The organism is Leifsonia sp. fls2-241-R2A-40a (assembly GCF_030209575.1).
Classification (GTDB): Bacteria; Actinomycetota; Actinomycetes; order Actinomycetales; family Microbacteriaceae; genus Leifsonia.
Genome location: NZ_JARVRS010000001.1, coordinates 213,386 through 239,671, shown reverse-complemented (window position 1 = coordinate 239,671; position 26,286 = coordinate 213,386). Strand labels below are relative to the sequence as shown.

At 71.2% G+C, this 26,286-nt stretch carries 28 protein-coding genes; 7 read left to right on the top strand and 21 right to left on the bottom strand.

Annotated features, from left to right (window positions below):
- The first annotated feature begins 243 nt into the window (after positions 1-243).
- A complete protein-coding gene (locus tag QRN40_RS01205; RefSeq protein ID WP_285113662.1) occupies positions 244-2,718 on the top strand; it encodes a penicillin-binding protein in 2,475 nt (824 codons plus the stop codon).
- Between the two features lie 4 nt (positions 2,719-2,722).
- On the opposite strand, the gene QRN40_RS01200 is transcribed toward QRN40_RS01205, so the two are convergent.
- The 4 genes from QRN40_RS01200 to QRN40_RS01185 are packed head-to-tail and all read right to left on the bottom strand — an operon-like array spanning position 2,723 to position 5,687.
- A complete protein-coding gene (locus QRN40_RS01200) occupies positions 2,723-3,610 on the bottom strand; it encodes an NUDIX hydrolase (protein ID WP_285113661.1) in 888 nt (295 codons plus the stop codon).
- Entirely contained in the window at positions 3,607-4,215 is a 609-nt protein-coding gene (locus tag QRN40_RS01195; protein WP_285113660.1) for an HD domain-containing protein, read from the bottom strand. The genes QRN40_RS01200 and QRN40_RS01195 overlap by 4 nt, the downstream gene beginning before the upstream one ends.
- Before the next feature lie 18 nt (positions 4,216-4,233).
- Positions 4,234-5,265, bottom strand: a complete 1,032-nt coding sequence (locus tag QRN40_RS01190) for a zinc-binding dehydrogenase (protein ID WP_285113659.1) — start codon at positions 5,263-5,265, stop codon at positions 4,234-4,236.
- Complete coding sequence (locus tag QRN40_RS01185; RefSeq protein ID WP_285113658.1) at positions 5,262-5,687, bottom strand: (deoxy)nucleoside triphosphate pyrophosphohydrolase; 426 nt, start codon at positions 5,685-5,687, stop codon at positions 5,262-5,264. Before QRN40_RS01185 ends, QRN40_RS01190 begins: the two co-directional genes overlap by 4 nt.
- 27 nt (positions 5,688-5,714) lie before the next feature.
- Between QRN40_RS01185 and QRN40_RS01180 the strand changes: the two genes are divergently transcribed.
- On the top strand, positions 5,715-6,392 hold the full coding sequence (locus QRN40_RS01180) for a DUF1345 domain-containing protein (RefSeq protein ID WP_285113657.1): 678 nt from the start codon (positions 5,715-5,717) through the stop codon (positions 6,390-6,392).
- 14 nt (positions 6,393-6,406) lie between these two features.
- Here the strand turns inward: QRN40_RS01180 and QRN40_RS01175 are convergent, their stop codons facing one another.
- Complete coding sequence (locus QRN40_RS01175; protein ID WP_285113656.1) at positions 6,407-6,706, bottom strand: DUF1905 domain-containing protein; 300 nt, start codon at positions 6,704-6,706, stop codon at positions 6,407-6,409.
- A gap of 66 nt (positions 6,707-6,772) precedes the next feature.
- On the opposite strand from QRN40_RS01175, the gene QRN40_RS01170 reads away from it, so the two are divergent.
- Together QRN40_RS01170 and QRN40_RS01165 are read left to right on the top strand one after the other, a co-directional pair.
- Positions 6,773-7,159 (top strand): DUF7144 family membrane protein, encoded by a 387-nt coding sequence (locus QRN40_RS01170; RefSeq protein ID WP_285113655.1) that lies wholly within the window; start codon positions 6,773-6,775, stop codon positions 7,157-7,159.
- 65 nt (positions 7,160-7,224) lie between these two features.
- Positions 7,225-7,851: a hypothetical protein gene (locus QRN40_RS01165; RefSeq protein WP_285113654.1), complete on the top strand. Its 627-nt coding sequence runs from the start codon at positions 7,225-7,227 to the stop codon at positions 7,849-7,851.
- Here QRN40_RS01165 and QRN40_RS01160 read toward each other — a convergent pair.
- From QRN40_RS01160 to QRN40_RS01150, 3 genes are read right to left on the bottom strand one after another with little or no spacing between them, the layout of a single operon-like run.
- Entirely contained in the window at positions 7,848-9,302 is a 1,455-nt protein-coding gene (locus QRN40_RS01160) for a lipase maturation factor family protein (protein WP_285113653.1), read from the bottom strand. The two genes, QRN40_RS01165 and QRN40_RS01160, sit on opposite strands and share 4 nt — an antisense overlap.
- A 55-nt stretch (positions 9,303-9,357) precedes the next feature.
- Positions 9,358-9,900, bottom strand: coding sequence for a cysteine hydrolase family protein (locus QRN40_RS01155; protein WP_285113652.1), 543 nt, complete (start codon positions 9,898-9,900; stop codon positions 9,358-9,360).
- 39 nt (positions 9,901-9,939) lie between these two features.
- Positions 9,940-10,617, bottom strand: coding sequence for an endonuclease/exonuclease/phosphatase family protein (locus tag QRN40_RS01150; protein WP_285113651.1), 678 nt, complete (start codon positions 10,615-10,617; stop codon positions 9,940-9,942).
- Positions 10,618-10,772: 155 nt separating this feature from the next.
- Between QRN40_RS01150 and ligD the strand changes: the two genes are divergently transcribed.
- Positions 10,773-11,792 carry a non-homologous end-joining DNA ligase gene (gene ligD, locus QRN40_RS01145; protein WP_285113650.1) on the top strand — a complete coding sequence of 340 codons (1,020 nt, stop codon included), beginning with the start codon at positions 10,773-10,775 and terminating at the stop codon, positions 11,790-11,792.
- 85 nt (positions 11,793-11,877) lie between these two features.
- On the opposite strand, the gene QRN40_RS01140 is transcribed toward ligD, so the two are convergent.
- Entirely contained in the window at positions 11,878-12,942 is a 1,065-nt protein-coding gene (locus tag QRN40_RS01140; RefSeq protein ID WP_285113649.1) for an ATP-dependent DNA ligase, read from the bottom strand.
- A 108-nt stretch (positions 12,943-13,050) separates the two neighbouring features.
- On the opposite strand from QRN40_RS01140, the gene QRN40_RS01135 reads away from it, so the two are divergent.
- On the top strand, positions 13,051-13,497 hold the full coding sequence (locus QRN40_RS01135; protein WP_285113648.1) for an SIP domain-containing protein: 447 nt from the start codon (positions 13,051-13,053) through the stop codon (positions 13,495-13,497).
- Between the two features lie 117 nt (positions 13,498-13,614).
- Here QRN40_RS01135 and QRN40_RS01130 read toward each other — a convergent pair whose 3' ends face one another.
- From QRN40_RS01130 to QRN40_RS01090, 9 genes are all read right to left on the bottom strand, one after another.
- Positions 13,615-13,824, bottom strand: a complete 210-nt coding sequence (locus QRN40_RS01130) for a hypothetical protein (RefSeq protein WP_285113647.1) — start codon at positions 13,822-13,824, stop codon at positions 13,615-13,617.
- Positions 13,825-13,910: 86 nt separating this feature from the next.
- Complete coding sequence (locus tag QRN40_RS01125) at positions 13,911-14,897, bottom strand: hypothetical protein (protein WP_285113646.1); 987 nt, start codon at positions 14,895-14,897, stop codon at positions 13,911-13,913.
- Positions 14,898-15,141: 244 nt separating this feature from the next.
- On the bottom strand, positions 15,142-15,987 hold the full coding sequence (locus QRN40_RS01120; protein WP_285113645.1) for an SDR family NAD(P)-dependent oxidoreductase: 846 nt from the start codon (positions 15,985-15,987) through the stop codon (positions 15,142-15,144).
- On the bottom strand, positions 15,984-16,394 hold the full coding sequence (locus QRN40_RS01115; protein WP_285113644.1) for a Fe-S oxidoreductase: 411 nt from the start codon (positions 16,392-16,394) through the stop codon (positions 15,984-15,986). The genes QRN40_RS01120 and QRN40_RS01115 overlap by 4 nt, the downstream gene beginning before the upstream one ends.
- The gene (locus tag QRN40_RS01110; protein ID WP_285113643.1) at positions 16,391-17,842 is read right to left on the bottom strand and encodes a dihydrolipoyl dehydrogenase family protein; all 1,452 of its coding nucleotides are present in this window, start codon (positions 17,840-17,842) and stop codon (positions 16,391-16,393) included. The genes QRN40_RS01115 and QRN40_RS01110 overlap by 4 nt, the downstream gene beginning before the upstream one ends.
- An 82-nt stretch (positions 17,843-17,924) precedes the next feature.
- Complete coding sequence (locus QRN40_RS01105; RefSeq protein WP_285113642.1) at positions 17,925-18,710, bottom strand: crotonase/enoyl-CoA hydratase family protein; 786 nt, start codon at positions 18,708-18,710, stop codon at positions 17,925-17,927.
- A gap of 10 nt (positions 18,711-18,720) precedes the next feature.
- On the bottom strand, positions 18,721-19,602 hold the full coding sequence (locus tag QRN40_RS01100; protein WP_285113641.1) for an arginase family protein: 882 nt from the start codon (positions 19,600-19,602) through the stop codon (positions 18,721-18,723).
- Complete coding sequence (locus QRN40_RS01095; protein ID WP_285113640.1) at positions 19,599-20,348, bottom strand: PspA/IM30 family protein; 750 nt, start codon at positions 20,346-20,348, stop codon at positions 19,599-19,601. Before QRN40_RS01095 ends, QRN40_RS01100 begins: the two co-directional genes overlap by 4 nt.
- 58 nt (positions 20,349-20,406) lie before the next feature.
- Positions 20,407-22,452, bottom strand: a complete 2,046-nt coding sequence (locus tag QRN40_RS01090; RefSeq protein WP_285113639.1) for a TPM domain-containing protein — start codon at positions 22,450-22,452, stop codon at positions 20,407-20,409.
- A gap of 146 nt (positions 22,453-22,598) precedes the next feature.
- Here QRN40_RS01090 and QRN40_RS01085 point away from each other — a divergent pair, with 146 nt between their 5' ends.
- Entirely contained in the window at positions 22,599-23,345 is a 747-nt protein-coding gene (locus tag QRN40_RS01085; RefSeq protein ID WP_285113638.1) for a gamma-glutamyl-gamma-aminobutyrate hydrolase family protein, read from the top strand.
- Between the two features lie 17 nt (positions 23,346-23,362).
- Here QRN40_RS01085 and QRN40_RS01080 read toward each other — a convergent pair whose 3' ends face one another.
- The 3 genes from QRN40_RS01080 to QRN40_RS01070 are packed head-to-tail and all read right to left on the bottom strand — an operon-like array spanning position 23,363 to position 26,284.
- The gene (locus tag QRN40_RS01080) at positions 23,363-23,983 is read right to left on the bottom strand and encodes a protein-L-isoaspartate(D-aspartate) O-methyltransferase (protein ID WP_285113637.1); all 621 of its coding nucleotides are present in this window, start codon (positions 23,981-23,983) and stop codon (positions 23,363-23,365) included.
- 37 nt (positions 23,984-24,020) lie between these two features.
- Positions 24,021-25,016, bottom strand: coding sequence for an N-acetylglucosamine kinase (locus QRN40_RS01075; protein ID WP_285113636.1), 996 nt, complete (start codon positions 25,014-25,016; stop codon positions 24,021-24,023).
- Positions 25,013-26,284 (bottom strand): 6-phospho-beta-glucosidase, encoded by a 1,272-nt coding sequence (locus QRN40_RS01070; RefSeq protein ID WP_285113635.1) that lies wholly within the window; start codon positions 26,282-26,284, stop codon positions 25,013-25,015. The genes QRN40_RS01075 and QRN40_RS01070 overlap by 4 nt, the downstream gene beginning before the upstream one ends.
- Between the last annotated feature and the right edge of the window lie 2 nt (positions 26,285-26,286).

The following is a 26,286-nucleotide window of genomic DNA, read 5'->3' as shown; positions in this document are numbered from 1 at the left end:
CCCGTCCCGTCCCGTCCCGTCCCGTAAGGCGCCGGTCCTATCCGCAGGACCGGCGCCTTCGTGCATCCGGGCACCCCGAGCACCTAGTTGACGCAACACGCCGTCGCGGCACCTCGCCCAACGGCGTGTTGCGTCAACTAGGTCCGCGGGCGCGCCCGCCGACGTACGCATCCTGAACGTCTCCACACCGGCGCACATGCCGCCCCCTGGACTCATTCAGGCTGTCCTGATTGTCTGGAAAGCGTGCCCGCTTCCGATCGACCCCGCAATCCCCGCCTGGCCGCACTCGACGAGCGGCTGGAGCCTGTCAAGCGTTTCGAGTTGAAGCCCGCGCGCACCCGCGGCGGGCTGATCGCGCAGTTCCTCGGGTTGGCGCTCGTCGCCGCCGTGCTGAGCTCGCTGTTCCTGCTGCCCGGGTTCCTCGGCGTCGGCGTGACGGCGGCCGCCGGTGTCAGCGACTTCAACGCGCTTCCGGCGAACCTGCACATCCAGCAGTTCGCCCAGAACTCGACCGTCTTCGCCAAGCAGGGCGGCCAGGATGTGCCGATCGCGACCTTCTACGCGCAGAACCGGCAGGACGTCGCCTGGGATCAGATCGCCCAGACGATGAAGGATGCGACGGTCTCGGCCGAGGACCCGCGCTTCTACTCGGAGGGCGCCGTCGACATCTGGGGCACCCTCCGCGGTGCCGTCTCGACCGTGGCGGGCGGCGACGTGCAGGGCGGGTCCTCGATCACCCAGCAGTACGTGAAGAACGTCGAAGTCGAGAAGTGCGAGGCCCTGACCAGCCAGAAGAAGGTGCAGGCCTGCTACGCGGACGCAGCGGGCGTCACTCTGCAGCGCAAGGTGCAGGAGATGCGCTACGCCGTCCAGGTGGAGAAGACCTACAGCAAGAAGGACATCCTCACCGGCTACCTGAACGTCGTCGGCTTCGGCGGAACCGTGTACGGCGTGCAGGCGGCCGCGCAGTACTACTTCGGCACCACGGCGACGAAGCTCGACCTCACGCAGGCGGCGACCCTCGCGGCCATCCTGAACAACCCGGCCAACCTGCGCATCGACCAGCCGGACAACAAGGACAACGGCGCCGCGAACGGCTACGCCCTCACCAAGGAGCGCCGCGACTACGTGCTCGACCGCATGTACGTCACGCACACGATCACCAAGCAGCAGCGGGATGCGGCGAAGGCAGCGCCCATCAAGCCCACGATCACGCCGACGACCCAGGGATGCGCGGCCGCGCAGCAGTTCAACGCCGCGTTCTTCTGCGACTACGTGCGCGACGTCATCCTCAACGACCCCGCCTACGGCGCGACCGCGGACGAGCGCTTCAGCACCCTCAACCGCGGGGGCTTGAAGATCTACACGACGCTCAACCTCGACCTGCAGCAGGTGGCGCAGGCGTCGCTGAACGCGTATGTCCCGGCCTCCCGTCCCGACATCGACCTGGGTGCATCGAACGTCGCGATGGAGCTGGGCACAGGGCGCATCGTCACGATGGTGCAGAACCGCAAGTTCAACAACACGGACACTCCCATCGACGGCACGACCGCAGTGAACTACAACACCGACGAGGACTACGGCGGCTCGCAGGGCTTCCAGACCGGGTCCACCTTCAAGGCGTTCGACCTGGCCGCGTGGCTCGAGTCGGGGCACAGCCTCTACGAGAGGGTCAACGCGTCGCGGCACCTGTTCCCGACCTCGGACTTCACCAACTCGTGCGCGAACATCGACGGCCCGCCGTGGCCGGTGTCCAACGACGAGGGATCGGCGAGCCGGCTCTCCGTGATGGCGGCGACGGCCGAGTCGGTCAACACGGCGTTCGCTCAGATGGGCACGGAGGTCGACCTGTGCTCCATCCTGGATGCGGCGAAGGCGCTGGGCGTGCATCCCGCTTCGAAGAGCAACCCGCTGACCTCGGTGCCGGCGATGATCCTCGGCGTCAACTACATCTCGCCGCTGACGATGGCGACCGCCTACGCGGGCATCGCCAACAACGGCACGGTCTGCACCCCGATCGCGATCGACCGTGTGGTCAACGCCGACGGGACCGAGCACAAGGTCAGCAAGTCGACCTGCACCCAGGGGCTCAAGCCGGAGATCGCGGCCGGCGTCACCTACGCGCTGCAGGGCGTCATCCGCGGCGGGGGAACGGCCGCCAGCGCGAACCCGTACGACGACGTCCCGATCATGGCGAAGACCGGCACGACGGACGACTCGCTCGAGAACTGGCTCATCACCTCGACCACGAAGGTGGCGACGGCGACCTGGGTCGGCAACGTCTCCGGGGACACGCCCCTGCGCTCGCTGTACTTCAACGGCGTCGGCGGCGGCAACGTGAAGTTCTCGGTCGCGAAGCCCATCCTCAAGGCGCTGAACGCGACCTACGGCGGGAGCGACTTCTCCGAGCCGACGGACGCGGTGCTGTACGGGAACGAGATCACGATGCCCGACCTGACGGGCAAGCCCGTGGAGGTCGCCCAGAAGCTGCTCGACGGTCTCGGCTTGGACGTCACGGTCGACCCGACCCCGGTCGACAGCGACCAGCCGGCCGGCACGGTCGCGGCCAGCGATCCCGCCGCGGGAGCGACGCTCAGCGATGGCGACCCGGTGACGATCACCGTCAGCAACGGCACCAAGGCGAAGAGTTCATCCACGCCCAGCCCGGGCGCGAGCAGTACGCCCACGCCCACTCCGACACCGAAGCCGACGGGCTGACCGGTCAGGCGGCGGCGGGCTGCTCGCTGAGCCAGGCGGTCAGGATGCGCGCACGCAGCGCGTTGGACCGCTCGGCGAACGCCCGCTGCCGCCGCACGTACTCGGCCTTGCCCTCGGCGGTCTCGATGGCGACGGGTTCGGCTCCCCACGCGCGCATGTCGTAGGGCGACGCCTGCATGTCGAGCAGCCGGATGTCGCGCGCCAGCTCGAACGCGTCCAGCAGCAGCTCGCCGGGCACCAGCGGGCCCAGCTTCATGGCCCACTTGTACACATCCATCCCGGCGTGCAGGCAGCCGGGCTGCTCCAGCTCCGGCTGGGTCTCCCGGGTCGGTGCGTACCGGTTGCGCGGCACCGCATCCGGCGTGAAGAAGCGGAACGCGTCGATGTGCGTGCACCGCAGCTCGTTCGCCTCGACGACGGCGTCGGTCCCGTCGCGGCCGAGTCGCAGGGGGACGGGATGACGGTGCTCGTCCTGCCGGTAGACCATCGCCCACTCGTGCAGGCCGAAGCAGCCGAACCGCCCAGGACGCGCCGCCGTCGACTCCAGGATGCGCCGAACGCCTTTCAGGAGGGGCGCCTTCTCGCGCTCCAGGCCGTCGCGGTCGACGGTGAGCGAGCCGGGCGCCGCCCCGGCGACGTACCAGCGCCAGGCGGCGCGGGCGTCCGTCGCCGCGTCCTCCAGGTCGACGCCGGGTCCGGGATGCCACCGCCGCAGCTGCGCGGGCGAGTACGAGTAGTACGTGAACAGGAAGTCCCACACCGGGTGCTTCTCACCGCGGGCGGCACGCTCGCGGTGGTCCGCCGTGAGCGCATCGGCGCGCTCGGCGTGGACCCGCTCGCGCTCACGCCAGTCGCCGGCGGGCAGCAGTGTCGGGCGGGGGTCGGCGGTCACCCTTCGAGGATACGTTCCAGCGGGTTGTCGCGGAGCTTGCGCTGCACGCCGCCGTCCACCAGCCGCCGTGCCGAGGTGCCGGGCTTCCGCTCCGCCTGGTCGGCGACGCACGCCCCGAACTCGGCCGCGAGGTCGAGGCGCGGGTAGACGCCGAGCACCTCCCGGCGGAACTCCAGTGGCAACTCGTCGGCTCGCGCGCCGGAGATGTCGAGGGCGGTGGCGATCTCGAGCAAGTGGCCCTCCGCATCCATCGCCGGGTCGACCTCGGGCCAGTTGTGCCGCACGATGACCTCGTGGGCGCGGACGCGGCGCTCCGCCGGCCACCCCGCCCCCGCCGTGAGCGCTTTCGCGACGTGCCCGGCCGCGTCCTCGTACGCCAGCGTGTGGTTGTCGAACTCCGGCACGATCCCCAGATCGTGCAGCAGCGCGGACACGTAGAGCAGCTCCCGGTCGGCGTCGAGGCCGCGGAGGGTCGCGAAGCCTTCGGCCCACAGCCATGAGCGCTGCACGTGGTTCAGCAGCGACGGTGTGTGGTACTCGGTCGCGATCTCAAGGGCCGCGCGTGCGGCGGCCGTGTCCGGGCGGGGATAATCGGCGATGCGCATGCCCTCATCCTCGCAGTCTCAGCCCGCGGGATGCAGCACCGCGATCCCCGTCGGAGGCGCGGTGTCGGCCGTCTCCAGCAGCCGGGCCGCCTCCGTGAAGCCGACCGTCCGCCCGACCAGGTCCTGCGGGCGGAGCCGCCCGGCCGCGACATGGTCGAGCATGGCCGGGTAGTCCGCCGCCGCCATGCCGTGGCTGCCCAGCACATCCAGTTCCCACGCGATGACGCGGTCGAGGGGCAGTTCCGGGACCGCTGTGGCGAGCAGGCCGACCTGCACGTGCCGGCCGTGACGGCGCAGCGAGCGGATGCCCGCCGTCGCGGTGTCGGCCGAGCCCACCGCGTCGATGGTCGCGTGAGCGCCGCCTCCGGTCAGGTCGTGCACGCGCTCGGGAGCATCCGCGCCGGCGAGCAGGGTGTGCTCGGCTCCCAGACGCGCGGCCAGCTCCAGGGCGGCGGGCGAGCGGTCGACCGCCACCACGCGGGCGCCGAGTGCCGACGCGATCATCACGGCGCTCAGGCCCACCCCGCCCGCGCCGAAAACGGCGAGCCATTCGCCGGGCTGGATGCGCGCTCGCGCCGTCAACGCGCGGTACGCCGTCGCGAACCGGCAGCCGAGCGCCGCGGCGGCGTCCGCATCCAGGCCGTCGGGCAGGCGCACCAGGTTGGTGTCCGCCGCCCGCACGGCGACGAGTTCGGCGTGCGATCCCCAGTGCGTGAAGCCGGGCTGCGTCTGGTTCGGGCAGACCTGCGCAGCGCCCGCACGGCACCACTCGCACGCGCCGCAGCCGTTCACGAACGGGGCGGTCACCCGGTCGCCCGGCCGCCAGCGGGTGACGCCGGTGCCGACGGCCTCGACGACCCCCGCGAACTCGTGACCGGGCACCTGCGGCAGCCGTACCGAGTCGTCGTGCCCGACCCAGGCGTGCCAGTCGCTGCGGCAGAGGCCGGACGCCTCCACGCGGATGACGGCGCCGCCGTCGGGCGTCTCCGGGTCGGCGAGGTGCGCGACCTCCACCGGTCCGCCGAACCGCTCGTAGTACAGCGCCTTCACGCGTCCTCCTCCTGTGTCACCGTGGATGCCGTCAGCAGCCGGACCACCGGGAGGTCGGCGTCCGCCCACCCCAGACCGGCGAGCTCGCCGACGGGCAGCCAGCGCAGCTCGTCGTGATCCGTGCTCGCCGTCGGTCGTCCGGCGAGAAGCGTGCAGTCGTAGCAGGCGAGGTCGATGTCGCGCCCGTCCACCCGCGCGGTCACCGTGCGGTCGATCAGGCCGCCGACGCGGATCGCGACCCCCAGCTCCTCCCGGATCTCCCGTTCCAGCGCGGCCTCGGGCGTCTCGCCCGGCTCCACCTTGCCGCCGGGGAACTCCCAGCGCCCGGCCGCGTCCTTCCCGGGCGCGCGGCGGCAGGCGAGAACGAGCCCGCCGTCGCGGAGGACGGCGGCGACGACGAGGAGCGGCTGCACGACTCCCATCCTGCCCCGCACCGCTAGCATCCAGGTATGTCGCAGACCCTGCCCGCACGGCGGCCGTCGGTCGTGGTCGGTTTCGTCGCCAGCCTGATGGTCCAGCTCGTGATGATCGTGGTCGGCGTGTGGGTCGTGATCTTCGCCGAGGACGACGCCTCCACTCTGCTCCTGCTCGGGATCTGGTGCGCCATCGGCACGCTGTACGAGATCACCACCCTGATCGTGCTGGGACGCGTGGCGAAGCAGCCGTCGGTCGACGGGCGCCGCCCGGCGCGCTGGGAGACCGGGAGGATCGCCCGGCTCGTCTCGATGACCGCGACGATCTTCGCCAGCCTCATCGGGTTCACCGCCGCCTTCGAGGTGCTCGGACCCCACAACGATCCCCAGACCGGGTCGCTGATGGATGTCGTCGGCGTGTGGGCGATGCTGCTCGCGTGGGGGTTCTTCCACTGGGGCTTCGCGCAGATCTACTACCAGCGGTTCTGGTCGGCCGACGAGCCGATGCTGCGGTTCCCGGGCACCGACCATCCCCGGTTCATCGACTTCGTCTACTTCGCCTACACGCTCGGCACCACGTTCGCCGCCTCCGACGTGGAGGTGCGGAGCACCCGGATGCGGTGGACCATCGTCTGGCACTCGGTGCTGAGCTACTTCTTCAACGGCCTCGTCATCGTGCTCGCGCTCAACACGATCATGTCGACGGGGAAGTAGCCGGGCGACCCGCCTCAGAGCTGCGTCTCGACGCCGATCCGCACGCGGTCGCCGAGCTCGACGCCCTCCGTCCGGCGCACCGAGCTCTTGATCGGAACGACGTAGCTGCCGTCCGACTCCGGGAAGATCGACGTCGACCAGCGCGACCCGCCCAGCGTCACCGACACCTTCACCGAGTCGAAGCCGGCGGGTGGATGCGGCTGCAACCGGATCTCCTCCGAGACGTCCAGCGGAAGCCGGGCGAACACCCAGAGCTCCCGGCGCGACGCCCAGCGGAAGAGTTCCGTCTCGAACTCGTAGCGGTAACCGGCCATATCCGCCAAGCTACCGGGTGAACCGGCCGGCGGAGAAGCGCAGGCGGACGAAGCAGAGGAGACGACATGGCGACACGTCCCGGATCGGTCACGCTGGTGGCCGTCCTCACCTACATCAACGGCATCCTGAACATCATCGGCGGCGTCATCATCCTGCTCACCCGCGACCAGATGGCCGGGTCGAACTCCGGGGCGATCGGGGGGATCACCACCGCGGCCATCATCTCGATCCTGCTCGGCATCGTCACGGTCATCGTCGCCCGCGGGCTGCTGCGCGGGAGTTCGGTCTCGCGCGTGATCGTGGCGGTCGTCATGATCATCGACATCGTCAACGGTGTGCTGATGCTGTTCACGCTGCAGCTGGTCAGCGGCACCATCCAGATCCTGTGGTCCGCGCTCATCCTCATCCTGCTCTTCACGCGCCGCGCGAACGCATTCTTCGCCGGCCGCTGACCCGTCGCCCCCGATCGGACAGAATGGAGGGAGGCGCCGGATCGGGCGCCGGTTCGAGGAGTTCCATGCGCTGGCCGAAGTGGTTCCGCAGGAGCGTCGAGAAGACGACGCGCACGCGTCCGTTCGATGAAGACGCCCTGCCGGAGCCTGTCGCGCCCACCCTCGACCAGTCCGTCGAGGAAGGCATGCTGCTCGCGGAATACGCCACGCGCATGTCGGTCAAGAACCACATCGTCGTCGACACCATCCAGTACGGCAACTCGTACGATCCGATGATGCACGCGATGGAGGCGGCGGCGATGCTGCGGGAGCTGGCGTCCGAGCAGGGCGTCGCAGCAGGCCGCATCGAGGAGGAGCTGGCGGCGGCGGAGCAGCTCGGCGGCGACGCCATGCACCCGCACGACTACCGCAAGGTGGACGTCGACAACCTGAGGCTGCGACGGGATGCGGCCATCGCTCTGGCCACCGCGCTGCGGGCGAAGGCCGACTCGCCGGAGGAACTGGATGCGCTCGTCGAGCGCGGCCGCACGGACGCCTGGGACGAGGTCGGCCGGGCGATCGAGGCGGGGCTGGATGCGTTCTCCGGAGCCGAGGCGCTGAAGGACGACTACGAGCGGGAGAAGCCGGCACGGCTGAAGCTGCTGATCTGGCGCGACCTGGCGAAGCTCGAGGAGCAGCGCACCGGCTACTAGCCGCTGCGCAGGCTGACCGGAGGGACGAAGTCGCCGACCTCCGAGCGCACCCACACGTCGCCGGTCTCGCGCTTCTCGGCGCGCGTGCTGAAGCGGTACAGGAACATCCGAGCCCGGATCGCCCGCGGCGGCTCTCCCGCGAACGGATCGTGGCGCAGCAGCTTCAGCGTCGGGCGGTCCGCCTCCAGCAGCCGCAGCAGGAAGACCTCGAACCACGGGGAGTCGCGCGAGCCGAGCGCGAGGAACCACATCAGCCAATCCAGCCGCAGGTGGTACGGCGCGAACTGGCGGGGCACGCGGCGGGGCTCGCCGGGCTTCCCCTTGAAGCCGTACTCCGCCCACTGCGCCGCCGGGTCGCCCGGGTCGTCCGCGGTGCCCTCGACGACCACCTCGAACCGCTCTTTCGTCACGCTCCCGAAAGCGCCGTAGGCGTTGACCAGGTGCCACCGGTTGAAGCTGGCGTTCATCAGCTGACGCCTCGAGAACAGGTTCTTGAGAGGCGGCCAGCTGAGCACCAGCAGGAACACCGTCGCGGCGAGGGCGACGACGGCGTACCAGAGCGGCACCTCCGGCGCGCCGATCCCGCCGACCGGCCGGCCGCCCAGCAGCCAGGAGAAGACCGAGTCGCTGATGCCGGCGAAGGCGAGGACGATGGTGATCCAGTTGAGCCACGCGAAGTTGCCCGTGATCACGAGCCACAGCTGCGTCAGGATCATGACGGCCGCGGCCACGCCGGCGACCGGCTGCGGGGCGAACAGGAACCACGGCACGATCAGCTGCGCGAAGTGGTTGCCCAGCACCTCCACCCGGTGGAACCACTTCGGAAGCAGGTGCGCGGTCCGGCTCACCGGGTTCGGCATCGGCTGGGTCTCGTGGTGGTAGTACAGCGCGGTGAGGTCGCGCCACGACCGGTCGCCGCGCATCTTGATCATCCCGGCCCCGAACTCCAGCCGGAACACCAGCCAGCGCACGAAGAAGACGATGGTGATCGGGGGAGCGGTGTCCCACGCGCCCAGGAAGGCGACGACGAACCCGGCCTCGCAGATCAGGCTCTCCCAGCCGAAGCCGTAGAAGGTCTGCCCGATGTTCACGATGGAGAGGTACAGGAACCAGACGATGAGGAGGACCGGGACGAAGACGTAGGTCGGCGCGAGCTGGACGACCCCCGCGACGATGAGGGCCGACAGGCCGGCGCCCGTCCAGGCCACCGCCCGCAGCAGGCGGTCGGAGTACCGCCGGCGGAAGAGCGTCGGCTGCTTGCGCCCGTAGGGGTGCCGCAGGAAGCGTCGCGCCGGGAGCAGCCCGTTGTCGCCGAGCAACGCCGGGAACTGGTTCACCGCCGACACGAAGGCGACCAGGTACAGCGCCGCCACACCCCGCTCGAGGATCTCACGCGCGATCGTGTAGTCGTCGCCGGCCAGCCACCCGGTCAGCCATCCCGGGAACTCCATCGACACCACCTCGCCGTCGGATGGTGCTCACCGTACGCCCGGGGCGTGCCCGTCGTTAGAGGTCGACCTCCGCGGCGGGGACGGCAGCGAACAGCTGGCCGGGATAGCGCAGGCCGTCGAAGTAGCGGTTCGTGTGCGCCACGATCTGGCGGCCGGTGACCTCCACGCCGTCCCACTCGGTGTCGGTCGTGGTGTGCGCGTCTGACACCAGCGTCACGTCGAAGCCGCGGACGGCGGCGCTCTGCGCGGTGGTCCGCACGCAGTAGTCGCTCTGCGCGCCCGCGACGACCAGGCGCCCGACGTCGAGACGCTCGAGCACCTCATCCAACTCGGTGTCGGCGAACGCGTCGCGGTAGTGCTTGTGGATGCGCGGCTCGCCGTCGGCGGGCACCAGGCCGTCGACCAGCTGCCAGGCGTCCGAGCCCTCCTCCATGCCGTCCTCCTCGTGCTGCACCCACACCACGGGGGTCCCTGCGGAGCGGGCACGGTCGACCAGGGCGATCGTGCGGGCGAGCACTCCCTCGGCGTCGAAGCAGCCGGGCAGCACGCCGTTCTGCAGGTCGATGACGAGCAGGGCGGAGGGGACGGCGTCGGTCACGTGCCCATCCTGCCAGGGCGGACCGACGGCCGGCGCACGTCAGGCGACGAGTTCGGCGTCCAGCCGGATCGGGCGGTGGTCGGAGGCGCCCGCGGGCAGCACATCCACCCGCTCGATCTCGAAACCGGTGGAGGTGACGAAGTCGAAGTAGCCCGAGAAGAACTTGTACCGCAGGTAGGTCGGCTGCGTGGTGCGCTTCAGCGTGTAGCCGGACGTGGTGAGGTGCCGCTCCAGCCCACGGATGAACCACGGGTAGTTGAAGTCGCCCACCATGACGGCGGGCGTGTCGGGGGAGAGGGAGCGCATCCCGTCGTGGGCGGCGGCGATCTGCTTGCGCCGCAGCGAGTTGAGGGCCGTGAGGGGTGCGGCGTGGAACGAGCCGACCAGGATGTCCTCGCCGTTGTCGCGGTCGCGCAGGTGGACCGCGAGCAGGCGCTCGTTCGCCGGTGCGAGCACGCGGTCGTGCAGCGACTTCTGCACGGCGAAGACCTGGCTGTGCAGGATCTCGTACCGGTCGTCGCGGATGTAGATGGCGAGACCCAGCCGGTTCGCCCGGGTGGTGTCGGCAAGAACCAGGTCGTGCAGACGCTCGGGCAGTGCCTCGCTGTCGACCTCCTGCAGACACAGCACGTCGACGCCGTACGTCTCCGCGATCCCCATCAATTCGCCGCTGGCCGCGTGCTTGCGGAGGTTGTAGCTCACGATCCTCAGGGTCATGCACCTCTTCTCGAAGGACCTCGGTCGCGGTCGGCACGGATGCGCGCCCCGCTCTGCCATTCTGTCCCACTTCCCGCCGCGCTCAAGCTGGCCCGCGCGATCCCACAAGGAATTCACATCGCCGTCACCCTCGGTTCGGGCGGTACGGTGGTGCCATGGCAGGCGACGCGGTTGTGCTCACCGTCCCGGGTCCGCACGGCGACCGGGAGGTGCGCATCTCCAGTCCCGGCCGCGTGATCTTCCCCGAGCCGGGGATCACCAAGCTCGACCTGGCGAACTACCTGGTCGAGGTCGGGGAGGCGTTCGTGCGCGCCAACGGCGACCGGCCGGTCTCGCTGCAGCGTTTCCCGGAGGGGATCGACGGAGAGCAGTTCTTCTCGAAGAACCCGCCGCGCGGGACGCCCGACTACGTCCGGTCGGTGCCGGTCACCTACCCGAGCGCGCGGTCGCATCCGCAGCTCGTCATCGACGAGCCCGCCGCGGCGGTGTGGGCGGCGCAGATGAACACGGTGGTGTTCCACCCCTGGCCGTCGCGCGCGGAGGACTCCGACAACCCCGACCAGCTGCGCATCGACCTGGACCCCCAGCCCGGCACGGGCTTCGCGGAGGCCGTCGCTCCCGCGATCGAGCTGCGGAAGGTGCTGCAGGAGGCCGGACTGACCGCCTTCATCAAGACCTCGGGCAACCGCGGACTCCATGTCTTCGCCCCGATCGTTCCCCAGCGCGAGTTCCTCGATGTTCGGCACGCGGTCATCGCCGCCGCGCGCGAGCTGGAGCGGCGGATGCCCGACCGGGTGACCACCGCCTGGTGGAAGGAGGAGCGCGGCGAACGCGTCTTCGTGGACTTCAACCAGGCCAACCGTGACCGCACGATGGCCGGAGCGTACAGTCCGCGTGCGCTGCCCCACGCCTCGGTCTCCGCGCCGATCACCTGGGACGAGCTGGAGCACGTCTCGCCGGAGCAGTTCACCGTGCTGACCATGCCGGAGCGCCTGCGCACCCTCGGTGACCCGTGGGAGCACTTCGGTGCGGACCCCGGGACGATCGACGCGCTCCTCGGCTGGTGGGAACGGGACCTGGAGAACGGCCTCGGCGAACTGCCGTTCCCGCCCGACTACCCGAAGATGCCGGGCGAGCCGCCGCGCGTGCAACCCAGCCGCGCGAAGAAGGCGTAGCGCGGGCGGCCCGCCGCACGCCGCGGGCCGTCGGAGATGTGAGCCTGCGCATCCGACGTTGGCTTCGCCGCGGCGCCCACGCGCCTCAGGTCAGCACGTCGCCGAGGTCGTAGGCGATCGGACGGTCGAGCTGCTCGAAGGTGCAGGAGCGGGCCTCGCGGTCGGGACGCCAGCGCTCGAACTGCGCGGTGTGGCGGAACCGCATCCCTTCCATCTGGTCGTAGCGCACCTCCAGCACGCGCTCGGGTCGCAGGCGCACGAACGAGACGTCCTTGCTGGACGAGAAACGGCTCCGGTCGGTGGCGCCCTTGACCGCTTGGCCGTCCTCATCCCGCTCGACCAGGGGCTCCAACTCGTCGATGAGCTCCAGGCGCCGGGCGTCGCTGAACGCGGACACACCGCCGACGTTGCGCAGCTCGCCGTCGTCGCCGTACAGCCCGACGAGCAGGGAGCCGACACCCCGGCCGCTGGCGTGGATGCGGTAGCCGAGGGCGACGACGTCCGCCGTCCGGTGGTGCTTGATCTTGAGCATCGTCCGCTTGTTGGGCGCATAGACGCCCGCGAACGGCTTGGCCACGACGCCGTCGAGCCCGGCCCCCTCGAACTCGACCAGCCAGCGCCGCGCGAGGTCCACATCCGTCGTCGTGCGGGTCAGCTCGATCGGGTCCGCGAGGCCGCCGGCGAACTCCTCCAGCGCGGCGCGCCGCTCCGAGAACGGCCGGTCGACGTACGACTCGTCGCCGATCGCGAGCAGGTCGAACGCGACGAAGGTCGCAGGGGTCTGCTCGGACAGCAGCTTCACCCGGCTGGCGGCGGGGTGGATGCGCTGCGACAGCGCCTCCCAGTCGAGCCGCTGGTTCCCTGGCTCGCCCGTCGGCACCACGATCTCGCCGTCGAGGACGCACGGCCCGGGAAGGATGCGGCGGAACGCCTCCACGAGTTCGGGGAAGTACCGCGTCAGCATCTTGGAGCCGCGGCTGCCGATCTCAACCGACTCGACCGACCCCTCGCCCTCGGCGTAGACGATGGCACGGAACCCGTCCCACTTCGGCTCGTAGCTGAGGCCGCCCGCCACGCTCTCCGGCTCGGGGACGGCTGGAACCGCCTTCGCGAGCATCGGGGCGATCGGGGACGAGGCGGTGGGTCGCATGGTTCGATCATGCCGCGAACGGCCGACCTCGGGAAGGGATGCGGACAGCCTGTGGATGAACCCCGAGGTGCGAGCGATGAGGTAAGGCTCACCTATACTCGTGGCGTCATGTACCGTCCCGACCACGCCACCCACACCGCTTCCACCGCCCATGTCGACGACCGCGTGCAGTTCCTGGTCGTCGGCGACGAGGGCTCGCTCACGGAGCTGGAGGCGGAACTCGCGCTCCTCCCGCTGTGCGCCCGCGGCCGCGTGTTCGTCGAGGTCGAGGACGCGGATCAGGTCGTCGCCCTCCCGACGCCGCTGCGCATGACGGTCACCTGGCTGGCGCGGTCGCGCCGCAGCGGCCGCCCGGGCACGGGGGAGCGCTGCGCGCCTGGCGACGCCGGCGCCCGCGCAGTCCGCGCCTGGTGCGACGAGATGCTCTGCGACGGACCGGGCGAGACCCGCGCGATCGTCACGGGCGGCTTCACGCTGACCTCGGAGGTGCGTGAGCACCTCGTCGGCCCGGTCGGCATGTCGCCCGAGGCGATCTCCGTCCCCGCGTCCCGCTAGCCCAACGCATCCACAGGACGCAACACGCCGCCAGACGACCACGCACGACGGCGTGTCGCGCCAACTAGATGCCGCCGGCCGGGCGGGGCGCAGAGCGATGCGCACCGTCGGGGTTGTTCAGTCGCCGTCGTTGCGGTGAGGAGCAGGTGGCCCGTACGCGCCCGTCCTGTCCCGACGATCCCGCAGCGCGATGAACAGGTAGACCCCGGCGACGGCCCAGGCCCAGAGAGTGGCCAGAAACCACAGCCACCAGTTCGGAAGGCCGCGGATGGCGTAGCTCACGCCGAGGGCGCCGCACGTTGCGCCGAGGATCCCCGCCAGCACCACGTGGATGATGCGAGGCCGCCCGAAAGCCCATCGAACCCAACGTGGAAGGCTACCCATGCTTATGCTCCACTCTTCCGGGGTGGTAGTCAGCCGCGACAACTGGTGATGCTCGTCGGGATGGACTGCGCAAGCACATAACCGAACGCGCCCGAGGCAAACTTCACGAACTTGCCCGGGCCGTAGATCGAGAAGCCCGCCCACGCCAAAGACACCAGACATTCCCACGTGCCGAAAGCCGCCGGGTTGGCGGGCTTCCCATAACCAGTCAGCGGAACCGACTGTACTTGCTTGCCGTTGATGTACTTCTTCAGGTAGCTGCCTTTGCAGTTGCCCAGCAGGGAACCCGGCGCAAGCCAATAGTTGCTCCCGTTCTGCAGGATGCAGTTCCACGAGTACACGCCCGTTGACGGGTCAGCAACGACAGGAAAAGCCGTCGCCTCGGAGAAGTCGACCACCTGCGTGAGAGTGTTCCCGCGCACCTCGTAGTGTGTGGGTACGGCCGCCCCGTGGGCGTCCTTCGCCCAGGCCTCACCGAAGACGCGCAGCGGCGACCCGTCCGCAGTCACCACCGCAACGGTACCGTTGGCGTCCTGCTGGAGGGATGCTCCCTCGGGTATGGCGATCGGGTAGTCGTACCGCTTCGGAGCGTCGGCGTTGTCGATCACAGTGTTGATCTGCACGGTGCCGTCGGAATGAATGACCGGGACTGTGGTTGAGCCGTTTTTGTTGTCGAACGCCACCACGCCCGGAAGCTGCGAATCGGCGGCATCGGACGCCTGCTGTGCGAACGGCAATCCGATGTGCACCGAGTCCCCGAGCGAGACGCCGTCGGCAGGATCAACGGCGACTTCGACCGACCCGCCCGGAAGGGTAGCCGCCGCAGCGGTGTCACTGTCGCTTCGAACCGCTGCCAGGCTGGAAAACGACTCCGGCGCGACGCCTTGGATCGCGGCTACCGCATCCACTGCGTTGATCTCTGCCGCGTCCTGCGTAGCAAAACCAGTCAGGCCGGCGCCGACGATGCAGGCACCTGCCAGCGTGGCGGTTGATATCAAAACACGAGACTTCTTCACGAGGTCTCCCTTTCGTTCTCACATCGAACGAAATGGACGTGTCCGTCACCCGGTAGGCCGGAACGGTCGGTGTCCCTTACTCGCGAAGGACGAATAGGTCCTTGTACCCTTACAGACGCAGAAACCGGGAGGTCATGACGGAGCACTGGTGGAGGTTTCTGCGGACCCCCGAGATAGACGCAACACGCCGTCTCGCGTGAGTGCGTGACGGCGTGTTGCGCCAACTGGATGCCGCCGGCCCCGCTCAGGCCGGGACGTCGAGTCCCACGAGCTGCTCGCTCGCGGCCCACAGGTCGCGTCCGAGCTGCGCATTCTGCGCCTGCGGGTTCACCCGTCCGTTGGCCGTGAGGCGGTCGAAGTAGGTGCCGCTCGGCGCACCGACGGGCACCGGACCGGCGAGGAACAGCAGCGGGGCCGCGCCCTCCGTCACCGGGATCCCGAACGTGCTCCGGGTGAGGAGATGCCCGAGGCGGATCAGCGGCGACGAGTTCCCGAAGTTGGTCGCGATGACGCCCGGGTGGACCGAGTAGGCGCTCACGCCCGTCCCCGTCAGCCGCTCGGCGAGCTCCGCGGCGAACAGGATGGTCGCGAGCTTCGCCGTGCCGTACGCCCGCCAGCCGCCCTGCCACGGACGCTTCTCCCAGTCGAGGTCGTCGATGCGGAGGCTTCCGAAGCGGTTCGCGTTGCTCGCTGTCGAGATCACCCGCACCTCCCGCCCGGACGCCGCGGTCTCCAGCAGGCGCGGCCGCAGCAGTGCCGTGAGCAGGAACGGCGCCAGGTGGTTCGCCTGGATCGTGCGCTCGTGCCCATCCACCGTCAGCTCGCGGTCGTGGTACAGCCCGCCGGCGTTGTTCGCCAGGACGTCGATCGTCTCGTACCGGTCGAGCAGCGCGGCCGCGAGTGCCCGCACGTCGTCGAGCCGTTCGAAGTCGGCGAGGAACGGCGTCGCACCGATGCGCTCGGCCACCGCGCGCGTGCGCTCGGGGTTGCGCCCGACGACGGCGACGTCGTCGCCACCGGCGGCCAGCTGCTCGGCGGCGACCACGCCGATCCCGGAACTCGCTCCGGTGAGGATGACCGTGCGCGTCATCGGTACCCGCCTTTCTCGAGGCCCGCCTCGATCTCGAACCGGTTGCGCAGCGGGTCGCGGCCCGCCACGGAGTAGAGCAACGGGAACAGCATCCCGTAGCGCTGCCACTGCCGTTTGTGGACGGCCTCGTGCTCCAGCACGTCGTCCGTCACGTTGTGGTCGGTCAGGTAGACGCCGCCGACGCACGATCCGCCGCGGCCGAACATCGCCTTCGGCATTCCGCGGAAGACGATGAGCCCGTCGCGCCGCTCGATACGTCCGGTGCTCCACACGAAGCCCCACACCAGCGCGACCGCGGTGGCGTAGAGGTAGCCCAGCCGGCTGATCGGGGAGTCGAGGAGGAGGCGGCCGAGCACCGTTCGGTCGAACCCCGTTCGGTCGAACCCCGCGCGGTCGAACCCCGTCACAGCGCCGGCCGCCCGTAGCCCTCGAGCAGGCGCAGCCAGACTTCGCTGATCGTCGGGTACGAGGGGACCGCGTGCCACAGCCGGTCGAGCGGCACCTCCCCGACGACCGCGACGGTGGCGGAGTGCAGCAGCTCGCCCACGTCCTGCCCGACGAAGGTGACGCCGAGCACGACGCCGCGGTCCTCGTCCACCACCATGCGCGCTTTGCCTTCGTAGCCGTCGGCCACGACGTGGGCGCCCGACACGCTCCCGATCGAGTAGTCGACCACGCGGATGCGATACCCGGCCTTCTCGGCACGTGCGGCGGTCAGCCCGACCGACGCCACCTCGGGGTCGGTGAAGGTGACTTGCGGCACGGCCTGGTGGTCGGCGGTCGCGACGAACGTGCCCCACGGCTCCAACGAGACCTCGTGGCCCTTGGCCCGCGCCGCCATCGCGTCGCCCGCGGCACGCGCCTGGTACTTGCCCTGGTGGGTGAGCAGGGCGCGGTGGTTGACGTCTCCGACGCCGTACAGCCAGCCGCCGTCGACGGGCTTCCCGTCAGAGCCCAGGACGCGCATGCTGTCGTCCACGTTCAGCCAAGCGCCGTCCTCCAGGCCGAAGGCGTCGAGCCCGAGGCCGGAGGTGCGGGGGAGCCGGCCGGTGGCGACGAGGAACTCCTCGGTCTCCACCACGGTGCCGTCGTCCAGGTGGATGCGGAAGCCTTCGTCGTCCGTTCGCTCGACCCGCTCAGGCTCCGTATCGAGGTGGACGGTGGCGCCCAGCTTCTTCAACGACTCGGTCACCATCTCGCCGGCGAACGGCTCGTCGCCGCTCAGCAGACCGCTGCGGGCGAGCAGGTGCACCTCGGTGCCGAAGCCGGCGTACGCGGTCGCCATCTCCGTCGCGACGACGCCGCCGCCCAGAATGGCGAGGGAGACCGGTACGCGCTGCGCGCTGGTGGCCTCGCGGCTCGACCAGGGCTCGCTCTCGCGGAGCCCGGGGATGTCGGGCAGCAGCGCGGCCGATCCCGTGGACACGGAGACCGCGTGCTTCGCCCGCAGCACCGTCACGGTGCCGTCCTCGGCGGTGACCGTGACCTCGCGCGGTGCGGTGATGACGGCCCAGCCGCGCACGAGGTCGATCCCCGCGCCGTCGAGCCATTCCACCTGGCCGGAGTCGTTCCAATTGCTCGTCATGTCGTCGCGCCGCTTGAGGACCGCCGCGACGTCGAGCGGGCCGGTCACCGCCTCCCGGGTGCCTCCGACCTTCTGCGCGGCCCGCAGCAGCGCGCCGCTGCGCAGCAGCGTCTTCGACGGCATGCAGGCCCAGTACGAGCACTCGCCGCCGACGAGCTCGGCTTCGACGATGACCGTCCGCAGGCCACCTTGCACGGCGCGATCGGCGACGTTCTCGCCCACCGCCCCGGCGCCGATCACGATGACGTCGTAGTCCCTGGTCTCGCTCATGCCTGCGTTCTCCCTGTCTGGTGCGGTGGGCCGCCCCGGTGGTTCGTCGTATGAGGTTCGTCGCGCGGTGTCGAACGGATGGTCAGCGTCCCACGAATCGCGCCTCGGTCCGCGTGAGGAACGCCTCCATGCCGATGCGCGCATCCTCGCTCCCGACCAGCCGGACGAGCGTCGGCTGCAGTTCGGCCTCGGCGGCGGCGTCGCCGTCGCGGACGGCGCGCTTCGCGTTCGCGAGCGCGGCTTGGACCGCCAGGGGCGCCTGGGCGGCGATCCGCTCGGCCAATTCGAGCGCGCGGTCGAACTGCTCGCCGTCCTCCACGACCTCCTGGACCAGCCCGATGCGGTGCGCCTCGGCGGCATCGAAGAGGTCGCCGGTGAGGATGTAGCGCATCGCGTTCCCCCAGCCCACGGCGCGCGGGAATCGCAGCGTCGCACCGCCGAAGGGCAGGATGCCGCGGGTCACCTCGATCTGACCGAAGCGGGTGCCGCGGGCGGCGACCGCGATGTCGGAGGCGAGGATGAGCTCGATCCCGAGGGTGAGGCACGTGCCCTGCACCGCGATCACCACCGGCTTGGTCAGCTGCCGGCCGGACACCTGCCACGGGTCGATGGCGTCCTCGCCCACGAACGAGAGGCCGTCGGGCCCGATGCGCGGCCCGAGGTCGGCCAGGTCCAGCCCGGCGGTGAAGTGCTCGCCCACGGCGTGCACCAGACCCACCCGCAGCTCGGGATCGCGTTCCAGCTCCCCGTAGGCGCGCGCCAGCTGCGACAGCAGGTCGAAGTCGGCCGCGTTGCGCTTCTCCGGGCGGTTGAGGCCGATCAGCAGCACATGGCCGCGCCGTTCGGTCAGGATCTTGGGCTCGGTCATGCCGTCCACGCTAGCGCGCCCCTTCCGCCGCGGCGGCCGCTGGCGACCCCGTCGGACCGGTGAGCGCGCCGAGGATGCGGAGGATGACGGCGAGGTCGCGCGCGGCCGCATCCGGCGACTCGGGGGCGAACTCCATCAGGCCCGCGCCCGCGAGCTCGAACCGGCGCCGGAGCGCCCGGATCGCCTCGGTCAGCCGCTCCGGCTGCACGCCGAAGGGCTCGGGGTAGCCGATGCCGTCGATGGCGGAGGGGTCGAGCACATCGAGGTCGATGTGGAGGTACACGGACGTCGCGCCGGTCGCAGCCACGGCGTCGACGACGACCTCGGGGTCGTCGAGCTCGTCCGCGCCGAGCACACGGATGCCGCTCCTCTCGACGAAGGCCGACTCGCCGTCGTCGAGTGCACGGGTGCCCGCGAGCACGAGCTGGCCGGCCGCGAGGCGGGCGGCGCCCGTCGACGCCAGGCCGTCCGGCCCGTCGCCGAGCAGCGCGCGCAGCACCATCCCGTGGAACGCCCCCGAAGGCGACGACTCCGCATCGTTCAGATCGCCGTGCGCGTCGAACCAGACCACGGCCACCGACCCGGCGGGATGTGCGGCCAGCGCGTGCTGGACCGCCGCCAGCTCGGCGCCGCAGTCGCCGCCGACGGTGACCACCGGGGCCTCCAGCAGCGAGAGCTCCGCCTCGGTGGCGTCCTTCACCGCGACAAGCGACGAGAACCGGTTCACCCCCGTGCCCAGGGACTCACCGGCGGAGGCCGGCACCGGCACCTGGTGCGTGCGCGCGGCCGGCAGGTCGCCGCGGATGGCGTCGGCGCCGTCGATCAGCCGCATCGCCCGGGACGACCCCGAGCCCTGCCACTGCGGGACGACGAGGAAGGATGCGCCGCTCACCCCTCGGCGCCCGAGGTCACCGCGGACGGCGTGCCGCCGCCGGACTTGAGGGCGGCGAGCCGCGCCTCCACCTCGGTCATCTCGCCGAGGTCGTCGAGCTGCTCGAACTGCGAGTCGAGGCTGGAGGCGGCGAGCTCCTGCGCCCCGCGCACCTTCGCCTCCTCGCGGCGGATCTTGTCCTCGAACCGGGCGACCTCGCTGGTCGGGTCCATGATGTCGACGCTCTTGACCGCATCCATCACCTGGGCCTGCGCCTGGGCGCTCTTCGCGCGGGCGATCAGCTCGGAGCGCTTGCTCTTCAGCTGCTCCAGCTTCTCCTTCATCTGGTTGAGCCCGGTCTTGAGCTTCTCGACCACCTCGGTCTGCGCGGCGATCTGCGGCTCTGCGGCCTTCGCCTCGTTCTCGGACGAGATCTGCCGCTGCAGTGCGACCTTCGCGAGGTTGTCGAACTTGTCGGCGTTCGCGGCGTCGCCGGAGGAACGGTACTGGTCCGCCTGGCGGCTGGCGGCGAGCGCCTTGTCGCCCCACTCGCTCGCGGCCTCCACGTCTTCGCGGTGGTCGTCCTCCAGCAGCCGGAGGTTGCCGATCGTCTCCGCGATCGCGCTCTCGGCGTCGGCGATGCTGTTGGTGAAGTCGCGGACCATCTGGTCGAGCATCTTCTCCGGGTCCTCCGCCTGGTCGAGGAGGGCGTTGACGTTCGCCCGCAACAGTTGAGAGATCCGTCCGAAGATGGACTGCTTCGCCATGTGCTCTTCCTTTCGCTCCCGCCCTCGATGGGCGCTTGTGAGGTCTGTCGTCGGGCGGTCAGAACCGGCCGCCGCCGCGCCGGCTGCGGGTTCCGCCACCGCCGAAGCTCCCTGCGCTGAAGCCGCCGCCACCGCCGCCGCCCCAGCCACCGCCGCCGCCACCGAAGCCGCCGCCGCCCATCCCGCCGCGCAGGACGGAATCGATGAGGATGCCGCCCAGGATCGCGCCCATCGCACCGCTTCCGCCGCCGCGGCCGGAGGTGCCTCCGCCGAAGATGTCGCCGAGGCCGCCACCGCCCATGCCGCCCATCCCGCTCGGGAACCCTCCGACGTCCTGCTGCGCCAGCTGCGTCGCCTCGTCGGCGAGCTGCGACGCGCGCTGCGCGAGGGCGAGGGCCGAGACGGCGTCTGTGGCCGCGGTCTGCTCCGCCTGCACGACGAGCCGGCCGGCCTCCGCCAGCCGGGTGCGCGCCTCGGCGCCGACGGCTCCGCGCCGAGCGGTGATGAAGTCCTCGCAGGCCGAGACGCGCGCCTTCGCCGTCATCAGCGTCTGCTGCAGCGCCGACTGGGCGCGCTGCGCCTGGGCGCGGGCGTCGCGGACGCCCTGCAGCACGCCGTCGATGGACCGGTTGGCCGCATCCAGCCGCTGCGCGAGCTCGAGCGGGTTCACCCGGCCGGCGGTGAGCGCCGCCTGCACGTCGGTGACGGTCTGCTCCGTCCCGGCAGCGGTCGCGGCGATGGTCCCGCCGGGATCGCTGGAGGCGGCGAGCGCGCGGGCCTCCGCGAGATCGCTGCGGAGCTCGGCGAGCGTCCCGTCGAGCGACTGCTGGGCGGCGGCGAGATCGGTGCCGAGCCGGTCGACCGCGTCGAGCAGCAGCCCGGCCTGGTCGGCGGACTCCTCCGCCGCCCGCACCCCGACGGCCGCCGCTCCCGCATCCCCGGCGGCCGCCTTCTGCGCGGCGCCCGCGAGGGCGGTGTCCGTGAAGTCGAGGCGCTGCGTCGCCTGGGCGATGTTGTCGTGCACGGTCGCGAGCGCCGCATCCGTGTACCGCTGCGCGAGTCCGTCCAGCGTCGTCCGGGTCGTGGCCAGCCGCTGCCGGAGCGCCGCCGCCTGCCCGGTGATCTCCGCGGTGGCCTCCGGGATGCGCTTCTCGAGTGCGCGCAATTCGTCGAACGCGTCCGCCTGGGCGTCGAGGGCCTGGTTGGCGGCGGTGCACAGCTGGACGATGTGGATGTTCCACTCGCGCGGCTGCTCGTCGGTGTCCGGTTCCGCGTCGTCGAGGCGCTGCTTGAGGGTGAACGCCTCGCGGAGCTGCCCCTTCGCCGCGTCGAGCGCCGCCTGGAAAGGGACGACCGACTCCGCGCCGTACTGCGCTGTGGCGAATCCCAGCTCGTCTTCACTGGTGCGGATGGCGTCGTCGGTCTGCACGAGCGCCGACCCCGCGCGGCGCTCCAGGTCGGCGAGCGGGATGGTCTGCAGCTCGCTCTGCGGTGTGGCCGGCCCGGTCGCCGCCTGCTTCTTGCGGCGGCCGCGGGACCGCACCAGCAGGAAGACGACCACGCCGACGATGACGACGCCGATGAGGAACACCCAGAAGAAGGCGCCGCCTCCTCCGCCGCCTGCCGCGTCGCTCAGTCCGTTCGCGGCGGCGACGGCGGCTCCGGTCCAGTCGTTGTCGTGCAGCTTGGGCTCGATGTCGTTCTGCTCGATGCTGTCGAGCTGCCCTGCGCTCACCGGCCCGTCGTCGTCGCCGGACAGGTAGTAGGTGCGCGACTGCGTGGCGACGGCGAGCAGGTAGTCGCGCTGGCCCAGGCCGTTGCGGGCGGCCGTCTCATTGGCCCAGTCGGCCGCCTCGGTGGGATTCGTGAAGGTGTCGACGTAGACGACGTACAGGTCGATGCGGTGGTCGTCGTACAGCTTCTTCGCCGCGGCGGTGATCTGCGCTTCGTCCGAACCGCTGAGCACCTGCGACTGGTCGACCACGTGGGTCGGGCCCAGGTCGACGGGGTCCTGAGCGAATGCCGGGGGAGCGGCGACCGCCATCGGTGCCGCTACGAGCCCGAGCGCCAAGAGGGCTCCGGTCAGCAGACGTCGCAAGCGCATCCACCCACTCTCTCGGGTCCGGCTGATACCCAGCCGAGTCTATTGGCGGACTCCGGCACTGTCACTGTTTCGGCCTGTTACGGGCGGGGATGCGATCGAAAGGGGCGGCTGCTGGGATGGGGAAGTCCGGTCGAGAGGAGGAGCGCATGTCCACGCAGCCCACCCTGGCCGTCGTCGAGGCCACGCGCGTCCGCTCCCACGATCCGGCCTACCACGACTACGTGCAGCTCCTCGTCGGCAACGTCATCGCCGAAGCCGAGTCGCACGGCTGGACCGTCACCCGCCTGGCCGCCGACCGCGGGACGGATGCGCTGCTCGCCGGCGCGGAGCCTGCCGACGCCGTCGTCATCGTCGGCGGGGAGGACATCCACCCCGGTTTCTACGGCGCCGAGACCGGTTATGCGAACGAGTCGCGTCATCTCCCGGTCGCCGACGCCGCGCAGATCGCGCTGGTGCACGCGGCGATCGAGCGGCGCATCCCGCTGCTCGGAATCTGCCGTGGACTGCAGATCGTGAACGTCGCGCTCGGCGGCACGCTCGTCCAGGATCTCGGCGACGAGTGCGGTCACGTCAACCGCGGCGTCCCCATCCCGCAGGTGCTCACCACGCACGCCGTGCACGTCGAGCCCGAGACGCGCGTCGCGGAACTGCTCGGCGCCCCGCCCGTCGAGGTGCGCAGCGCACACCACCAGGCGGTGGATGCGCTCGGCGACGGCCTCGTCGTATCGGCGCGCTCGCACGACGGTCACGTCGAGGCGATCGAGCACCGCGAGGCGCCGCTCTTCGCGGTGCAGTGGCATCCCGAGGACGTGGCAGCGCCGGAGGGGCAGCTCACCGCCCTCCTCGGCGGCCTGCGCACGGCGCGCGACGCGCACGCCTTCGCCGTCGCCTGACGCCGTCGCCGCCGTGGTCAGCGTTCCGGCCAGCCCTGGTCCCCGAGCAGGGGCACGAAGGCGACCGCGCCGAGATTCGTCTCGTGCAGCCTTCCGTCGCCCGCGGCTGTGAAGAGCGCGAGGTGCTGCGAGCCCCCCGGCCGGCCGACGGGCATGACGATCCGGCCGCCCGGCGCCAGCTGCTCCGCCCACGCCCGCGGAACCGAGGGACCGGTCGCCGCGGCGACGATCGCGTCGTACGGCGCCGCCGCCGGCCACCCGAGCGTCCCATCGCCCGTGACCACCTCGACGCGGTAGCCCAGCGCCTCGAGTGTCGCCGCCGCCCCCACCGCGAGGTCCGGATGCCGCTCGATGCTGACCACGCGGTGCGCGAGCACGGCCGCGACGGCGGCCGCGTAGCCGGAGCCGGTCCCGACGTCGAGCACGCGGTCCTCCGGGCCGATCCGCGCGGCCTGAAGCATCAGGGCGACGATGTACGGCTGCGAAATCGTCTGCCCGTCGCCGATGGGCATCGGATGGTCCTCGTACGCGTACGGCGCGGCCGACGCCTCCACGAACAGGTGGCGCGGCACGCGCCGCATCGCATCGAGGACGCGCTGGTCCTCGATCCCGCGGGGCGCGAGCTGTTCCTCGACCATCCGCGCGCGTTCGAAGTCGTGGTCGTGGTTCGTGGGGCTATTGAACCACCGCGGCGGGACGCTCCTCCAGAGTGCGCCGCGCGGTGTCCACGGCCTCCAGCCCGGCGCCGGCGGACTCCAGCGCGAGCAGCGCTGCGCCGAGGATGGGCGCGGCCGTCACCAGCTCCATCCGCGCAGCCGGAGCGCGCTCGTCGAGCAGGCGCGCGATCCCGCTGAGCAGCCGCTCGTCGCGCCCGCTGATGACGCCGCCGCCGAGCACCACGGGGACGGTGCGGTCGAGCAGGTCGAGGCGGCGCAGCGTGGTGACCGCGAGGGTGGCGATCTCCTCCGCCTGCTCGTCGACCAGTGCGCCGGCGATCGCGTCGCCCTCGCGGGCGCATGCGAACACCGTCGGCGCGAGCCGGGCCAGATCGCTGTTCGGGAGGCGGCCGAAGTGCAGCGCCTCGATCACGTCCTGCACGCCCGTCAGCCCGAACGCCGCGGGGACCGCCTCCGCGAGGACCGTCGGCGCGCCGCGTCCGTCGACCGCCCGCGCCGCGTACCAGAGGGCGCGCTCGCCCAGGTGCCAGCCGCCTCCCCAGTCGCCGGAGATGGTCCCGAGCGACGGATAGCGGATGACCCGGCCGTCGGAGCGCACCCCGACGCAGTTGATGCCCGTGCCGCAGACCACCGCGACCGCGTCCGGCTCGCCGGTGCCCGCCCGCAGCAGCGCGAACAGGTCGTTGTCGATCGTCGCGCCCGCCCACGGCGTCCCGGCGATCGCCGTTCGGAACGCGTCGATCTCGCTCGGCAGGTCGAGCCCGGAGAGGTACAGGTTCGCCGCGGCGATCGGGCGCTCGCCGGTCCGGTCGAGGAGACGGCCGATCAGCCGGGACACGAGCTCGGCCGATTGGTGCATCCCGATGACGTGGGGGCTGGAGGTGCTGTCGCGCGCCTCGGCGACGACCGTCCCGTCCAGTTCGAGGGCGACCGCGTCGGTCTTCGACCCGCCGCCGTCGACCGCGATGACCAGCGGCGCTCCGTCGACGGTCACTGCGCCCACTCCAGGGGCTGCCGGTTGTGGGCGATGAGGAGGTCGGTGAGCCGCTCGGCGCGGTCGTACTGGCCGACCAGTGGATGCGCCATCATGGCGCGGAGCACCCGGTCCCGTCCGCCGTGCACCGCGGCCTCCAGCGCCAGCCGCTCGTACCCGGCGACGTGGGCGATCAGCCCGGCGTGGTCGGCGGGCAGCGGGTCGATGGGCAGGGCGGTGACGCCGCGCGCATCCACCGTCGCCGGCACCTCGATCACGTGGTCGTCGGGGAGGAACGGCAACGCGCCGTCGTTGCGCAGGTTGACGACCTGGACGTCGCCCCGGTCGCTCGTCAGCGACGCGATCAGGTCGACCGCGGCCTCCGAGTAGAAGGCGCCGCCGCGCTGCGACAGCTGCTCCGGCTTCGTGTCGACCGACGGGTCGCCGTACAGCTCCAGCAGCTCGCGCTCGACGCGCTGCACCGCCTCCGCCCGCGTGGGGGAGTCGAGCTGCTCGCGGAGCACCTCGTCGTGCTGGTAGTAGTACCGCAGGTAGTAGCTGGGCACATCGCCGAGCAGCCGCAGCAGCCCGGCGGGCATCTCGTTCTCCTCGGCCAGCTGGTCCAGGCGCGTGTCCAGCAGTCCGGGCAGGGCGTCGCGGGTGCCCGACGCATCCGTCACCAGCACCGACCGCTCCCACGTGAGGTGGTTCAGCCCGACGTGCCCCAGCTGCACCTGGCCCGGCTCGACGTCGAGCAGGGCGGCGAACCGGCGCTGGAACCCGATGGCGACGTTGCACAGCCCGACCGCGCGGTGTCCCTCCTGCAGGAGCGCGCGGGTCACGATCCCGACCGGGTTGGTGAAGTCGACGATCCAGGCGTCCGGCTTGGCGTGCCGGCGCACCTCCTCGGCGACCCGGAGGACGATCGGAACGGTGCGCAGCGCCTTCGCGAAGCCGCCGGGACCGGTCGTCTCCTGTCCGATGCAGCCGCACTCGTGCGGCCAGGTCTCGTCCCCGTGGCGCGCGGCCTGGCCGCCGATCCGCAGTTGGAGGAGCACCACGTCGGCGTCCGCCACCCCGGCCACGAGGTCCGACGTCGGCACCACGCGCCCGGTGTGACCGGCCGCGCGGAACATCCGCTGGCTCATCCCGCCCACCAGGCGCAGGCGCTCCGGGTCCGGATCGACCAGCCACAGCTCCTCGATAGGGAGCAGGTCGCGCAGCCGCGCGAATCCGTCGATGAGTTCGGGGGTGTAGGTGGAGCCGCCTCCGACGACCGTCAGTTTCACGT

Excerpts from the sequence above, each read along its gene's own strand:
- QRN40_RS01195 (WP_285113660.1), bottom strand. The coding sequence starts at position 4,215 with ATGCGCATCGCCGATTATCCCCGCCCGGACACGGCCGCCGCACGCGCG.
- QRN40_RS01185 (WP_285113658.1), bottom strand. The coding sequence starts at position 5,687 with ATGGGAGTCGTGCAGCCGCTCCTCGTCGTCGCCGCCGTCCTCCGCGAC.
- QRN40_RS01180 (WP_285113657.1), top strand. The coding sequence starts at position 5,715 with ATGTCGCAGACCCTGCCCGCACGGCGGCCGTCGGTCGTGGTCGGTTTC.
- QRN40_RS01175 (WP_285113656.1), bottom strand. The coding sequence starts at position 6,706 with ATGGCCGGTTACCGCTACGAGTTCGAGACGGAACTCTTCCGCTGGGCG.
- QRN40_RS01170 (WP_285113655.1), top strand. The coding sequence starts at position 6,773 with ATGGCGACACGTCCCGGATCGGTCACGCTGGTGGCCGTCCTCACCTAC.
- QRN40_RS01165 (WP_285113654.1), top strand. The coding sequence starts at position 7,225 with ATGCGCTGGCCGAAGTGGTTCCGCAGGAGCGTCGAGAAGACGACGCGC.
- QRN40_RS01160 (WP_285113653.1), bottom strand. The coding sequence starts at position 9,302 with ATGGAGTTCCCGGGATGGCTGACCGGGTGGCTGGCCGGCGACGACTAC.
- QRN40_RS01150 (WP_285113651.1), bottom strand. The coding sequence starts at position 10,617 with ATGACCCTGAGGATCGTGAGCTACAACCTCCGCAAGCACGCGGCCAGC.
- ligD (WP_285113650.1), top strand. The coding sequence starts at position 10,773 with ATGGCAGGCGACGCGGTTGTGCTCACCGTCCCGGGTCCGCACGGCGAC.
- QRN40_RS01140 (WP_285113649.1), bottom strand. The coding sequence starts at position 12,942 with ATGCGACCCACCGCCTCGTCCCCGATCGCCCCGATGCTCGCGAAGGCG.
- QRN40_RS01135 (WP_285113648.1), top strand. The coding sequence starts at position 13,051 with ATGTACCGTCCCGACCACGCCACCCACACCGCTTCCACCGCCCATGTC.
- QRN40_RS01120 (WP_285113645.1), bottom strand. The coding sequence starts at position 15,987 with ATGACGCGCACGGTCATCCTCACCGGAGCGAGTTCCGGGATCGGCGTG.
- QRN40_RS01110 (WP_285113643.1), bottom strand. The coding sequence starts at position 17,842 with ATGAGCGAGACCAGGGACTACGACGTCATCGTGATCGGCGCCGGGGCG.
- QRN40_RS01105 (WP_285113642.1), bottom strand. The coding sequence starts at position 18,710 with ATGACCGAGCCCAAGATCCTGACCGAACGGCGCGGCCATGTGCTGCTG.
- QRN40_RS01095 (WP_285113640.1), bottom strand. The coding sequence starts at position 20,348 with ATGGCGAAGCAGTCCATCTTCGGACGGATCTCTCAACTGTTGCGGGCG.
- QRN40_RS01090 (WP_285113639.1), bottom strand. The coding sequence starts at position 22,452 with ATGCGCTTGCGACGTCTGCTGACCGGAGCCCTCTTGGCGCTCGGGCTC.
- QRN40_RS01085 (WP_285113638.1), top strand. The coding sequence starts at position 22,599 with ATGTCCACGCAGCCCACCCTGGCCGTCGTCGAGGCCACGCGCGTCCGC.
- QRN40_RS01080 (WP_285113637.1), bottom strand. The coding sequence starts at position 23,983 with ATGGTCGAGGAACAGCTCGCGCCCCGCGGGATCGAGGACCAGCGCGTC.